The organism is Pseudomonas sp. dw_612, from assembly GCF_018449725.1.
Lineage (GTDB): Bacteria > Pseudomonadota > Gammaproteobacteria > Pseudomonadales > Pseudomonadaceae > Aquipseudomonas.
The window spans coordinates 496,747-510,552 of sequence record NZ_JAAVVC010000002.1 but is presented as its reverse complement, the minus strand read 5'-3'; the positions used below and the strand labels follow the sequence as shown (position 1 = coordinate 510,552).

General features: G+C 60.2%; 13 protein-coding genes. 10 read left to right on the top strand and 3 right to left on the bottom strand.

Annotated features, from left to right (window positions below):
* Nucleotides 1-105: 105 nt before the first annotated feature.
* The 7 genes from prfB (at nt 106) to HB680_RS05525 (ending at nt 7,024) form a co-directional block, all read left to right on the top strand.
* Nucleotides 106-1,201, top strand: a protein-coding gene (prfB, locus tag HB680_RS05555; protein ID WP_123507983.1) for a peptide chain release factor 2 whose coding sequence is annotated in 2 segments (ribosomal slippage) — nt 106-177 and nt 179-1,201 — 1,095 coding nt in all. Because the reading frame shifts where the segments join, the coding sequence is not laid out codon by codon here.
* A 94-nt stretch (nt 1,202-1,295) separates the two neighbouring features.
* Entirely contained in the window at nt 1,296-2,798 is a 1,503-nt protein-coding gene (lysS, locus tag HB680_RS05550; RefSeq protein WP_213937577.1) for a lysine--tRNA ligase, read from the top strand.
* Between the two features lie 103 nt (nt 2,799-2,901).
* Entirely contained in the window at nt 2,902-3,618 is a 717-nt protein-coding gene (locus HB680_RS05545; RefSeq protein ID WP_213937576.1) for a TetR family transcriptional regulator, read from the top strand.
* Nucleotides 3,619-3,761: 143 nt separating this feature from the next.
* Nucleotides 3,762-4,322 (top strand): hypothetical protein, encoded by a 561-nt coding sequence (locus tag HB680_RS05540; RefSeq protein WP_213937575.1) that lies wholly within the window; start codon nt 3,762-3,764, stop codon nt 4,320-4,322.
* Nucleotides 4,323-4,358: 36 nt separating this feature from the next.
* The gene (locus HB680_RS05535) at nt 4,359-5,636 is read left to right on the top strand and encodes a flavohemoglobin expression-modulating QEGLA motif protein (RefSeq protein WP_213937574.1); all 1,278 of its coding nucleotides are present in this window, start codon (nt 4,359-4,361) and stop codon (nt 5,634-5,636) included.
* Nucleotides 5,637-5,783: 147 nt separating this feature from the next.
* Nucleotides 5,784-6,698, top strand: coding sequence for an alpha/beta hydrolase (locus HB680_RS05530; protein WP_213937573.1), 915 nt, complete (start codon nt 5,784-5,786; stop codon nt 6,696-6,698).
* Entirely contained in the window at nt 6,695-7,024 is a 330-nt protein-coding gene (locus HB680_RS05525; RefSeq protein WP_123405677.1) for a hypothetical protein, read from the top strand. The genes HB680_RS05530 and HB680_RS05525 overlap by 4 nt, the downstream gene beginning before the upstream one ends.
* Nucleotides 7,025-7,202: 178 nt before the next feature.
* On the opposite strand, the gene HB680_RS05520 is transcribed toward HB680_RS05525, so the two are convergent.
* From HB680_RS05520 to HB680_RS05510, 3 genes are all read right to left on the bottom strand, one after another.
* The gene (locus HB680_RS05520) at nt 7,203-7,991 is read right to left on the bottom strand and encodes an OmpA family protein (RefSeq protein ID WP_213937572.1); all 789 of its coding nucleotides are present in this window, start codon (nt 7,989-7,991) and stop codon (nt 7,203-7,205) included.
* Nucleotides 7,992-8,046: 55 nt separating this feature from the next.
* Nucleotides 8,047-8,460, bottom strand: coding sequence for a DUF4398 domain-containing protein (locus HB680_RS05515; protein WP_213937571.1), 414 nt, complete (start codon nt 8,458-8,460; stop codon nt 8,047-8,049).
* A gap of 377 nt (nt 8,461-8,837) precedes the next feature.
* Entirely contained in the window at nt 8,838-9,182 is a 345-nt protein-coding gene (locus HB680_RS05510) for a pilin assembly protein (protein ID WP_213937570.1), read from the bottom strand.
* A gap of 214 nt (nt 9,183-9,396) precedes the next feature.
* On the opposite strand from HB680_RS05510, the gene ppc reads away from it, so the two are divergent.
* From ppc to tsaB, 3 genes are all read left to right on the top strand, one after another.
* On the top strand, nt 9,397-12,027 hold the full coding sequence (gene ppc / locus HB680_RS05505) for a phosphoenolpyruvate carboxylase (protein ID WP_213937603.1): 2,631 nt from the start codon (nt 9,397-9,399) through the stop codon (nt 12,025-12,027).
* Between the two features lie 288 nt (nt 12,028-12,315).
* Nucleotides 12,316-12,963, top strand: a complete 648-nt coding sequence (adk, locus tag HB680_RS05500; RefSeq protein WP_213937569.1) for an adenylate kinase — start codon at nt 12,316-12,318, stop codon at nt 12,961-12,963.
* Nucleotides 12,964-13,056: 93 nt separating this feature from the next.
* Entirely contained in the window at nt 13,057-13,743 is a 687-nt protein-coding gene (gene tsaB / locus HB680_RS05495) for a tRNA (adenosine(37)-N6)-threonylcarbamoyltransferase complex dimerization subunit type 1 TsaB (RefSeq protein ID WP_213937568.1), read from the top strand.
* The last annotated feature ends 63 nt before the right edge of the window (nt 13,744-13,806 follow it).

Genomic DNA, 13,806 nt, shown 5'->3' with positions numbered 1-13,806 from the left:
AAAACGGTATTGAAGCGCATTCAGTCCGCCAGGCGGGCTGCCGTGACAGCTTGATTACGTTATACTCGCCGGCTTTCAAAAGTTCGCCAACGAGTGCTGCCCGCCATGGAAATCAACCCGATCCTTAACAGTATCAAGGACCTGTCCGAGCGCTCCGAAACTATTCGGGGGTATCTTTGACTACGATCAAAAGCATGAGCGTCTGACTGAAGTCAATCGCGAGCTTGAAGATCCGGCAGTCTGGAACAACCCGTCGTACGCTCAGGAACTGGGTCGCGAGCGCTCGCTGCTGGCGCAGATCGTCGAAACCCTCGACGAAATGCACACTGGCCTGGCCGATGCCAAAGAACTGCTGCTGATGTCCGCCGAAGAAGAAGACCAGGCCGCCGTCGATGACGTCGCGACCGAAGTCGAGCGTCTGCGCGAATCCCTGGAAAAACTCGAATTCCGGCGGATGTTCAGCGGTGAGATGGACGCCAACAACGCCTACCTGGACATCCAGGCCGGCTCCGGCGGCACCGAAGCCCAGGACTGGGCCAACATCCTGCTGCGCATGTACCTGCGCTGGGCCGACAAACGCGGTTTCGACGCGACCATCATGGAGCTGTCGGCCGGTGAAGTCGCCGGGATCAAGGGCGCCACGGTCCACATCAAGGGCGAATACGCCTTTGGCTGGTTACGTACCGAGATCGGCGTACACCGTCTGGTGCGCAAGAGCCCGTACGACTCCGGCAACCGTCGCCACACCTCGTTCTCGGCCGTGTTCGTGTCGCCGGAAATCGATGACAACATCGAAATCGACATCAATCCGTCGGACCTGCGCATCGACACCTATCGCTCCTCCGGTGCCGGTGGTCAGCACGTAAACACCACCGACTCGGCCGTACGTATCACCCACGTACCGTCCAACACCGTGGTCAGTTGCCAGAACGAACGCTCCCAGCACGCCAACAAAGACACCGCGATGAAAATGTTGCGGGCGCGCTTGTACGAGCAGGAAGTGCAGAAACGCAACGCCGCCTCCCAGGCCCTGGAAGACACCAAGTCGGACATCGGCTGGGGTCACCAGATTCGCTCTTACGTGCTCGATGCGTCGCGGATCAAGGATCTGCGCACTAACATCGAACGCAGTGACTGCGACAAGGTGCTCGACGGCGATATCGACGAATACCTGGTAGCCAGCTTGAAACAAGGGCTCTAAGGCACGCCCTGCAGAGTACTGCAGGAGCGAGGCTTGCCCGCGAACCCCGGCTCACGGCCGGGGGCAACGAACCTGTGATGGAATTTTTAAAGACATGAGCGACCTAGAACTCGACCCGCAAGCCCTGCAACAGGAAGAAAACTCCCTGATCGCCCTGCGCAAGGAAAAGCTGGCTGCCGAGCGCGCCAAGGGCAACGCCTTCCCGAACGACTTCCGCCGTGAAAACTACTGCGAAGACTTGCAGAAGCAGTACGCGGACAAGACCAAGGAAGAGCTGGCAGAGGCTGCAATCCCGGTCAAGGTTGCCGGTCGCATCATGCTCAACCGTGGCTCGTTCATGGTGATCCAGGACATGACCGGTCGCATTCAGGTTTACGTCAATCGTAAAACCCTGTCCGAAGAAACCCTGGCCTCGGTGAAAACCTGGGACATGGGCGACATCATCGCCGCCGTTGGCACCCTGGCCCGTTCCGGCAAGGGCGACCTGTACGTCGAAATGACCGAAGTGCGCCTGCTGACCAAGTCCCTGCGTCCGCTGCCAGACAAGCACCACGGCCTGACCGACACCGAACAGCGCTACCGCCAGCGCTACGTTGACCTGATCGTCAACGAAGACGTGCGCCAGACCTTCCGCGTGCGTTCGCAAGTGATTGCGCATATCCGTAGCTTCCTGATGAAGCGTGACTTCCTCGAAGTCGAAACCCCGATGCTGCAAACCATCCCGGGTGGCGCTGCGGCCAAGCCGTTCGAAACACACCACAACGCCCTGGACCTGGAAATGTTTCTGCGGATCGCGCCTGAGCTGTACCTCAAGCGCCTCGTAGTTGGCGGTTTCGAGAAAGTCTTCGAGATCAACCGCAACTTCCGTAACGAAGGCGTTTCGACCCGTCACAACCCTGAGTTCACCATGTTGGAGTTCTACCAGGCGTACGCCGACTACGAAGACAACATGGACCTGACCGAAGAACTGTTCCGCGAACTGGCGCAACTGGTTCTGGGCAGCACCGACGTGCCTTACGGCGACAAAGTGTTCCACTTCGGCGAACCGTTCGTGCGTCTGTCGGTGTTCGACTCGATCCTCAAGTACAACCCTGAGCTGACCGCTGACGACCTGACCGACATCGACAAGGCTCGTGCCATCGCCAAGAAGGCCGGCGCCAAGGTGCTGGGCTTCGAAGGCCTGGGCAAGTTGCAGGTGATGATTTTCGAAGAGCTGGTCGAGCACAAGCTGGAACAACCGCACTTCATTACCCAGTACCCGTTCGAAGTGTCGCCGCTGGCCCGTCGCAACGATGACAACCCGAACGTCACCGACCGTTTCGAACTGTTCATCGGCGGCCGCGAAATCGCCAACGCCTACTCCGAGTTGAACGACGCGGAAGACCAGGCCGAGCGCTTCATGGCCCAGGTGGCCGACAAGGACGCCGGCGACGACGAAGCCATGCACTACGACGCCGACTTCGTTCGCGCGCTGGAGTACGGCATGCCGCCAACGGCCGGTGAAGGGATCGGCATCGACCGACTGGTGATGTTGCTGACCAACTCACCGTCGATCCGCGACGTGATCCTGTTCCCGCACATGCGGCCGCAAGCGTAAACGTTTCAGTTAAAAAGCCGCCTAAAACAGGCGGCTTTTTATTGCCTGTCTGGTACAAACGTATCAATTGGTTACTTTTGAAAATAAGAGAGGAATACCTGTCGTGAACCGTGCAATGGCTCAAGAAGGTGCAGCGGGTATCGCCACTGCGGTCGCTGAAAGTGTTCAGTACCAGGGCCGCAAGGCCAGCCGACAGGGCAGCGAGCAGCGTCGACAGGACATTCTCGATGCGGCCATGCGCATTGTCGTGCGCGACGGCGTGCGAGCGGTGCGGCACCGTGCCGTGGCGGCAGAGGCCGGTGTGCCGTTGTCGGCCACCACTTACTATTTCAAGGATATCGATGACCTGCTCACCGATACCTTCGCTCAATATGTGGAACGCAGCGCGGCCTACATGGGCAAGCTGTGGGTCAGCAACGAAGGGCTGCTGCGCGAGATGGTGGTCAGCGGCGACGGCACCCCGGAGTCGCGCTCGCAATTGGCGGACGATATTGCGCGGTTGATGGCGGACTATGTGCACCGCCAATTGATCAATCGCCGCGAGCACTTGATGGCCGAGCAAGCCTTCCGCCAGGAAGCGCTGCTCAACCCGCGCCTGGCCCTGTTGGTGCGCTCTCATCAGCAGATTCTGTTGCAGGGCACTTGCCAGCTTTTCGAAGTATTGGGTTCCCGCGAGCCACAACAGGATGCCAAAGTGTTGACGGCCATTATCGGACGGATGGAATATCAGGGCCTGCTCAACGACGCCGAGCCTGCGGCCGAAGCCGAAATGCTCGGCATCCTCACGCGGTATATGCATTTGGTATTGGCCTCGGTGTAACCCTTGTGGGAGCGGGCTTGCTCGCGAAAGCGGTGTGACAGTCGATGTAGATGTTGAATGTTGAACCGCCTTCGCGAGCAAGCCCGCTCCCACATGGGGTCGATGGCCACATGTGGGCTGCGTTTGTTCATAGGGAGTGTTGAATGAAAGCCTGGCGCGTCGTTGTGATCGCCTTGTCGTTCCTGCTGCTCAGTGGCTGTCTGGTGACCTTCAAGGACCCGCTGCCTTCGAGCGAACCCGCGCCCAAGGGATTACTCGGCAAATGGACCAGCACCAACGCCTGGGGCGAACCGATGAACCTCGAACTGACGCGCATCGGTGACAACCGCTATCAGGCGGTCAGCTACTTCAAGGCCAAGCCCCGCGAGCGCGAGGCCTATCCCTTCACGGTGTCCCGCCACGGCAACCGCTGGTACCTGTCGGCGCCGGTGCCGGCCAGGTTCGGCGGGCATTTCACGATTGCCGGCTTCGAGCTCAACGAAAAGCATGAACTGGTGGTCTACAACCTCGACCTCGAGCAGATCAACCAGGCTTTGGGGCAAAAAGCCCTCAGCGGTGAAGGCTTCCAGACGGACGACGGCGATGGCGTGCTGATCAATACCGACATGAACCAAGTCTTTGCCTACCTCGACGATCCGGCCAATTCCGATGTGTTCGTCGAAGCAGTGCGCTACCTGCGCGCGGCCAAAGCCAAAGTCAAATAAATCCAGCACCTCACGGTTTTTCTACAGGAGTTTCGGGTGGACGATTACCAGCAGACGATACGCATTTTGTCCGATCGCATAGTGCTGGCGCAGACGCCGATTCGCGTCCTCGATGCGGTCAAGTGGGACGACAACATCCGCAAGGGTTTTCTCAAGGCCAAGGGCAAGGAAATGCCGGCCGTGGACCGCGACTATTACCTGAACCGGCCGCTGTCCTTCGACTCCAGCAAGGTGAAACTGGAGTTCCAGAATATCGAGCGCGACATTACCCGCCAGCTCGGCCAATTCAACCCGGTCGGCCAGATCATGCGCCGCATGTGCAAGGAATACCGGATGGTGGTGCGCATGCTCGAAGCGCGCGGCACCGAGGATTTCGGGCTGATTTCCCAAGAGTTGTATGGCGCCGCGTCCGACGCGTTCCACGCGGGCGACCCGACCCTGGCCGACCTCGGCCTGATGATGTCCGATTACCTGAACAACATCGATGGCCGTGGCGATCTGAAGGATGAACCGAAAATCCTCACCGCCAAAGACGCCGTCAGTCTGTTGCAACACCGGTTGAACAAGGTCTTTGGTGAAGCCGAAGAAACCATCCGGGTGTTCGAGTCTGACGGGATCGTCGCCGATGCGGCGGCGGGTGCCGACTACATCAAGATCCGCGCCGATGCGATGTTCAACGACCGCGATGTGCGCGCCCTGGAAGTGCATGAAGGTCTGGTGCACGTGGGCACGACCCTCAACGGCTTGAACCAGCCGATCTGCACCTTCCTGTCCAAGGGCCCGCCCTCGTCGACGGTGACTCAGGAAGGCCTGGCGATCCTGATGGAGATCATCACCTTCGCCTCCTACCCGAGCCGTTTGCGCAAACTGACCAACCGCACCCGCGCCATTCACATGGTGGAGGAGGGCGCCGACTTCCTGCAGGTGTTCGAGTTCTTCCGCGAGCAGGGCTTCGAAATGGCCGAAAGCTACGGCAACGCCAGCCGGGTTTTCCGCGGCTCGGTGCCGAATGGTCTGCCATTTACCAAAGACTTGTCCTACCTCAAGGGCTTTATCATGGTTTACAACTACATTCAGTTGGCCGTGCGTAAAGGCAAGCTGGAGCAGATACCGTTGTTGTTTTGCGGCAAGACCACGCTGGAGGACATGCGGACCTTGCGTCAACTGGTGGACGAAGGCCTGGTGGTGCCGCCCAAGTATTTGCCGGACCAGTTCCGCGACCTGAACGCGCTGTCGGCGTGGATGTGCTTCTCCAACTTCCTCAATCACTTGAGCCTGGACCGGATCGAAGCCGACTACTCCAACATCTTGTGATCACCGAAGATCCCCTGTGGGAGCGGGCTTGCTCGCGAATGCGGTCTGACATTCAACATCTCTGTTGCCTGGTACACCGCATTCGCGAGCAAGCCCGCTCCCACATTGGACCTGTGTTTCAACCCCTATTCAGCGAGGTTTCAACGGATGAGAATCCTCGGCATCATCTGCCTGCTCCTGACCCTCAACGGTTGCAGCTCTTTGCTGTTCTACCCGGAGCCCGGCCAGCCGTTCACCCCGGACAAGGCCAAACTCGAATTTCGCGACCTCACCCTGACCACCGCCGACGGCCTCAAGCTGCACGGTTGGTGGCTGCCGGTGGCCAAAGGCGTCGAAGTCAAAGGCACGGTGCTGCACCTGCACGGTAATGGCGGCAACCTGTCTTATCACTTGGGCGGTAGCTGGTGGCTGCCGAAAGAGGGTTACCAGGTGTTGCTGGTGGACTACCGCGGTTATGGCTTGTCCGAAGGCAAACCGAGCCTGCCGGCGATCTACCAGGACATCGACGCCGCGTTCAAATGGCTCGATCAGGCGCCCGAGGTCAAGGGCAAACCGTTGATCGTTCTGGGCCAGAGCCTCGGTGGCTCGATGGCCGTGCATTACCTGGTCCAGCACCCGGAACGCCAGCCTCAAATCAAAGCGTTGGTCCTCGACGGTGCGCCTGCCAGCTACCGGGATGTCGGTCGATTTGCCCTGACGACTTCGTGGCTGACCTGGCCATTCCAGGTGCCGCTGTCGTGGCTGGTGCCGGACGGCGACAGCGCAATCAACTCCATGGCCGAGCTCAAAGGCGTGCCGAAACTGATCTACCACAGCATCGACGACAACCTCGTGCCCCTTTCCAATGGCATCCGTCTGTATCAAGCTGCGCCGCCACCGCGGGTGCTGCAACTGACCCGTGGCGGTCATGTGCAGACCTTCGCCGACCCGGTCTGGCGCCAGGTGATGCTGCGCTACCTCGAAGACCCGCAGCATTTCAATGGTCTGCGCCGCCTGGGCGAAATCCCGAATTACCCGGTGCCCGTGAATTCAAAAGTTGAACCACCAGAGAGTCCGCAATGAGTGAAGAACGTAACGCCATTCCACTGATCATCACCGGTATCTGCACCATCCTCGGCACCGTCGGGGTGCTGTGGTACTACGGCTACCTGCACTTCGCCAAGCCTGAGGATGCATTGCTGCTCAACGAATTCACCATGCTCAAGACCGTGCCGGGCGAGGACTACAAAGTCGCCCTCGAACCCGCCCCGCAAGTGGCGCAGTGCATCGATGGCGTGCTGGTGCTGTTCGACACCGAACAGAAAGGCCTGACCGGCGTGTTGATCAATGGCCAGAAAAAAGCAGTGCGGTGCATGGGGCAGGAAACCCCGCAGAAGCTTGAGCAGTAGCGCGCACGAAAAGATCGCAGCCTCGTTTCACTCGACAGCTCCTACAGGAAACACGCATTTCGATGTAGGAGCTGTGTAGGAGCTGTCGAGTGAAACGAGGCTGCGATCTTTTAATCCTAAAAAAGCAAAAGCCCCGCCTGATCAAATCAGGCGGGGCTTTTGCGTTACTGCGTGACGCTTAGTTCGAGCTGACCGCCGAACGTGGAACCACTGGCTGGTTGTCGTTGGAAATGGTCACTTCCACCCGACGGTTCATCGCACGGCCCGAGACGCTGGTGTTGTCAGCAACCGGGTATTCCTTGCCATAACCCTGGGCGACGATACGCGCTGGATCAACACCCATCTTCACCAGAGCGGTGCGCACGGAGCCAGCGCGACGCTCGGACAACGATTGGTTGTGGCCCGCGCTACCGGTGCTGTCGGTATAGCCTTCGACAATCACTTTACGGTCCGGGTTTTCCTGGAGGAACTGCGCCAGTTTGTTGATGTTCACCAGACCGCTGGACTTCAGGTCAGCACGGTCGGTGGCGAACAGCACGTCACCGAAAGTCACCAAAGTCCCGCGATCAGTCTGCTTGGCGTTCAGGCTGTCTTGCAGTTGCTTGATCTGCTGGTCGCGAGCGTCCAGACGGGCCTGGGCACGTTGCGCGGCGGCGTTTTTCAGATTGGCTTCAGCGGTGCGCAGGGCGATAGTCTGCTTGGCCACTTCCACGCGCTGGTTGGTCAGGTAAGCCAGTTGGTCAACCTTGGCCTGGTCCTGTTTGTCCTGGTAAGCCTTGTCGGCCTTGTCCAGGTAATCACTGGCGTCTTTGGTCTCAAGGGCCGCGACTTTGCTGGCTTGCGGGTTGGCTTGCAGGCCGGAGTAGTTCACGCGGGCTTGTTCCAGGTTCGCGTTCGGCGGGGTGGAGCAGGCAGCCAGTGCGACGCTTGCGGCCAGGAGAGCGGGGATCATCAATTGTTTACGCATAATGGTTCGTCCTTTCTATCGATAAGAGCTTCAGGCGTGTGGTCCGGATGCGCGCTTACTGCACAGTGCGCTGACTTTCCTGACGCAGTTCCTGAACACCTTTCTGGGAATCCTTCACAGCCTGTTCGGCTTTCATCGCCTGGGCCTTGCGTTCTGCGACACGAGCGTCCCACTCGGCTTGTTCGGCCAGGGTGCGGGCTTCTTCATACTTCTTGTCGTGCATGGCGATTTCGGCTTGTTTCAGTTTGTCCTGGGCGGACTTCATTTCCACGGCTGCGAATTCGGTACCACCGGCGCTGACGGCGCTGTTCACGGCGGATTGGGTCACGGCGTATTGCTCGGTCGGCGGGTTGCCAGCGCAACCGGCGAGTACGAAGGTGCTGCCGATTGCCAGAACAGCCAGTTTCAGACCGCGCAGGTGGGTGAACGAGGATTTGGCAGTGCTGGTCTTCATGGTCTTCAACTCCATTGGATATCTCCTGAAAAACATCTAAATCCATCCTGGTGTGAGGAGCCGTAACCGAACATTCAACGTGTGATTTGAAACGGCCGTACCAGGCGTGGTTACTGGGTACGACCCGAGGCGTTTTTCAAAAGTTCAGAGAAGATGGCGCATGGCCTGAAAAAACTTTGACCGAGCAGACAAGGCTCTAGGACGGGAACTTTCGCGATGTGCGGCGGTATTCCCGGACATTCAAGGGCTCGGGATTACATCAATTTTTAGGGGATACGCAGGCCAATGTGGGAGCGGGCTTGCTCGCGAAAGCGCTGTGTCAGTAGACATTTATTTCAACTGATACAACCTCTTCGCGAGCAAGCCCGCTCCCACAGGTTCGGTGTCAAATTTTAGTGCTTTGGCTTGTCGTCACTGGCCGACAAATCATGTAAATGCCGACGGGACAACGCCAGGAAACGCGGGGTCGGGCCGACGTCTTCGTACAGCGGATCGCCTTCTTCATCGGTGGCGACCACGGTCTGTCCTTTCACATACGGGAAGCTCGCTTCGAGTTCTTCCAGCGCCGCGCCGATCAGTTCGCCCAGCAGTTCTTCGGGATGCCGTTTCGGGTACATCTCGGTGATCGCGGCCAGCCGTGCGGCGGCTTCCACGTCCAGGTGAATCGTGTAGCCAGTGTCGGTCAGGCGACCCTTGGCGTTTTCTTCCCAATGCTGGGCTAGCTCACGGATTTTCATAAAGACCTCATGGCGCACCTGCTCGTGGCAGGCAGGGTGAGTGTCCGGCTCTGGCCGGCGGCAGCCGTTGTACGGCTTACAGTTGAGACTAGCTTTATCGCCTAAGGTTTAAAGTCCCTTCGTCGTTTGCTTGTAAGAAGCGCTTTACGGCGGCACTCTCTAGGGACAAAGCATGGCCTTCATAGCCACCCGGATTTTTGCTGGAGAACTGCTGATGACCGATATTGATGCACGCTTGCGCGAGGACGTTCACCTGTTGGGTGAGCTGTTGGGCAACACCATTCGTGAGCAGTACGGGGACGGTTTTCTCGACAAGATCGAGCAGATTCGCAAGGGCGCCAAGGCCGACCGTCGCGGTTCGATGGACGCTGAACTCAGCGCCAGCCTCAACCAGTTGAGCGAAGACGAGTTGTTGCCGGTGGCGCGGGCGTTCAACCAGTTTCTCAACCTGGCCAATATCGCCGAGCAATATCAGCTGATTCACCGCCGCGAAGAGTCGCAGCCCGCGCCATTCGAAGCCCGGGTGCTGCCGGAACTGCTCGCTCGCCTGCGCGCCGAAGGCCACAGCGCCGAATCCCTGGCCCGGCAACTGGGTCGGTTGGAGATCGAACTGGTGCTGACCGCGCACCCGACCGAAGTCGCACGCCGCACCCTGATCCAGAAATACGACGCCATCGCCGCGCAACTCGCGGCCCAGGATCACCGTGACCTGACCACCGTAGAGCGTGAGCAGATCCAGGCGAAATTGCAGCGCCTGATCGCCGAAGCCTGGCACACCGAAGAAATCCGCCGCACCCGCCCGACCCCGGTTGACGAAGCCAAATGGGGCTTCGCGGTGATCGAGCATTCGCTGTGGCAGGCGATCCCGAACTATTTGCGTAAAGCCGACCAAGCGCTGCACGCGGCGACGGGCCTGCGTTTGCCGCTGGAGGCCGCACCGATCCGCTTCGCCTCGTGGATGGGCGGCGACCGCGACGGCAACCCGAATGTCACCGCTTCCGTCACCCGCGAAGTGCTGTTGCTGGCGCGCTGGATGGCCGCCGATTTGTACTTGCGCGATGTCGATCACCTGGCCGCCGAGTTGTCGATGCAGCAGGCCAGCGAAGCCTTGAAAGCCAAGGCCGGCGACAGCGCCGAACCTTACCGCGCGGTGCTCAAGCAACTGCGCGAACGCCTCCGGGCGACACGCAATTGGGCGCATGCCTCGTTGACGAAGAGCACCCCGGCGCCCGCCGATGTGCTGCAAAACAACCGCGACCTGCTCGATCCGCTGGAGCTGTGTTTCAACTCGTTGCACGAGTGCGGCATGGGCGTGATCGCTGATGGTCCGCTGCTCGATTGCCTGCGCCGTGCAGTGACCTTCGGCCTGTTCCTGGTGCGTCTTGATGTGCGGCAGGACTCGTCCCGCCACACCGCCGCCATGACCGAAATCACCGATTACCTGGGCCTCGGTCGTTACGAAGACTGGAGCGAGGAAGAGCGCATCGCTTTCCTGATGCGCGAACAGAACAATCGTCGGCCGTTGCTGCCGGCGTACTTCAAACCGTCCGCGGATACCGCCGAAGTACTGGCGACCTGCCGGGAAATCGCCGCCGCACCGGGTGCATCCCTCGGCTCTTATGTGATCTCCATGGCTGGCGCCGCTTCCGACGTGCTGGCCGTGCAACTGCTGCTCAAAGAGGCCGGGGTGCTGCGGCCGATGCGTGTGGTGCCGTTGTTCGAAACCCTCGCCGACCTGGATAACGCCGGTCCGGTGATCGAAAAACTGTTGCTGCTGCCGGGCTATCGCGCGCGCCTGCAAGGGCCGCAGGAAGTGATGATCGGCTATTCCGACTCGGCCAAGGACGCTGGCACCACAGCGGCCGCCTGGGCGCAGTACCGGGCGCAGGAACGCTTGGTGGACATTTGCCGCGAGCAACAAGTGGAGCTGCTGTTGTTCCACGGTCGCGGTGGCACCGTGGGCCGAGGCGGCGGTCCGGCGCATGCGGCGATCCTGTCGCAGCCACCGGGTTCGGTGGCCGGGCGTTTCCGTACGACTGAGCAGGGGGAAATGATTCGTTTCAAATTCGGTCTGCCGGACATCGCCGAGCAGAACCTCAATCTGTACCTGGCCGCCGTGCTCGAAGCGACGCTGCTGCCACCACCACCGCCGGAACCGGCCTGGCGCCACCTGATGGACGAATTGGCGGCCGATGGCGTCAAGGCTTACCGCGCCGTGGTGCGGGAAAATCCGCAATTCGTCGAGTACTTCCGCCAGTCGACTCCGGAACAGGAGTTAGGCCGTTTGCCGTTGGGCAGCCGCCCGGCCAAGCGCCGCGCTGGCGGGATTGAAAGCCTGCGGGCGATTCCATGGATCTTCGGCTGGACCCAGACGCGCCTGATGCTGCCGGCGTGGCTCGGCTGGGAAGCCGCCCTGAGCAAGGCGCTGGAGCGCGGCGAAGGTGAGCTGCTGGGGCAGATGCGCGAGCAGTGGCCGTTCTTCCGCACCCGCATCGACATGCTGGAAATGGTGCTGGCCAAGGCCGACGCGGACATCGCCCGGTCCTACGATGAGCGGTTGGTCGAAGCCGATTTGCTCCCTTTGGGTGCACATTTACGCGACCTATTGTCGCAGGCCTGCGCGGTGGTCCTTGGGCTGACCGGTCAGTCGCAGCTACTGGCACATAGCCCGGACACCCTGGAATTCATTCGCCTGCGCAACACCTACCTCGACCCGCTGCATCTATTGCAGGCCGAGCTGTTGGCCCGTTCGCGGCAACAGGAAGTGGCGCAGGGCAGCCCGGTAGAACAGGCGCTGCTGGTGTCTGTGGCGGGGATTGCCGCCGGTTTGCGAAATACCGGCTAAGGTTTTCCTCTTGGGGGCGGGCACTGGGTACGTCGGCCCGGTGCCTGTGGGTGAAGGGTTGTAAAAGGTCTGGCAGGCGACAGTTAATGACGGGGTTGCGACTAGGGCCACCTCGTCCAAAGGTCACGACAGGCGCGGGTTTCTCCGACTTTCGGCGGCTTGTGTGGTCAGGGCCTGCTGTGTATCTTGATCAGCCTTTGGCCGTTTGGGCGGCCACGACCCTATTTTTGAGATTGGCCCCACGAGGCGAATCTGACGTTATCTATATAAAAATTGAGGAGCACATCGATGCGCGTCATTCTGCTGGGAGCTCCCGGGGCCGGTAAAGGTACTCAGGCTAAGTTCATCACCGAGAAATTCGGCATTCCGCAAATCTCCACTGGCGACATGCTGCGTGCAGCGGTCAAGGCCGGCACTCCACTGGGCGTTCAAGCCAAGGGCATCATGGATGCCGGCGGCCTGGTATCCGATGACCTGATCATCAATCTGGTCAAGGAACGTATCAGCCAGGCCGATTGCGCCAACGGTTTCCTGTTCGACGGTTTCCCGCGCACCATTCCGCAGGCAGAAGCGCTGGTTACTGCCGGTGTCGAGCTGGATCACGTAGTCGAAATCGACGTTAAGGACGAAGACATCGTCCAGCGTATCGCCGGTCGCCGTGTGCACGAGGCTTCCGGCCGCGTGTACCACATCGTCTACAACCCGCCGAAAATTGCCGGTAAAGACGACATCACCGGCGACGAGCTGGTGCAGCGCAAAGACGATACCGAAGAAACCGTGCGTCATCGTCTGTCGGTTTACCACGCGCAGACCGAGCCTCTGGTGAAGTTCTACCAGGAGCTGTCCACCGCTCAAGGCAAGCCGAAGTACAGCCACATCGAAGGTGTTGGCTCGGTTGAAGCGATCACCGGCAAGGTGCTTGAAGCGCTGAACTGAAAAGTCTGAAACGCTTCATCTTCTACGGCCCGCTTGCGGGCCGTAGTTGTTTATACTGGCGCACTTTTTCTGACCTCTCTTACGGAAACATCGATGAGCACCTTGCTGGCCCTGGACACCGCGACTGAAGCTTGCTCTGTTGCCTTGCTGCATGACGGCAAGGTGACGAGCCATTACGAGGTGATCCCGCGCCTGCATGCGCAAAAACTGTTGCCGATGATCCAGCAATTGTTGGCCGACGCCGGGACCACTCTGCAAGCGGTGGATGCGATTGCGTTCGGCCGTGGGCCGGGGGCTTTCACCGGCGTGCGGATCGCCATCGGTGTGGTGCAAGGTTTGGCCTTCGCCCTGGAACGTCCGGTGTTGCCGGTGTCGAACCTGGCCGTGCTGGCCCAGCGTGCCTATCGCGAACACGGCGTGAGCCAGGTCGCGGCGGCCATCGATGCGCGGATGGACGAAGTGTATTGGGGCTGCTACCGCGAAACGGCGGGGGAGATGCGCCTCGTCGGCAATGAAGCCGTATTGCCGCCGGAAGTGGCGGCGTTGCCGGCGGATGCCAGCGGCGAGTGGTTTGGCGCGGGCACCGGTTGGGGCTATGCCGAGCGCATTGGTGTCAACCTGAGCGGCCAGGATGCGGGGATGTTGCCCCATGCCGAAGACCTGCTGACCCTGGCGCGATTTGCTTGGGCGCGGGGCGAGGCGATTGTGGCGGATGAGGCGCAACCTGTTTACCTGCGAGATAAGGTGGCGACCCCGAAAGCCCGCTCCCACAGGATCTAGGCTAACCCCCTGTAGGAGCGAGGCTTGCCCGCGAAAGCGATCTAACAGATATAGCCAATCGTC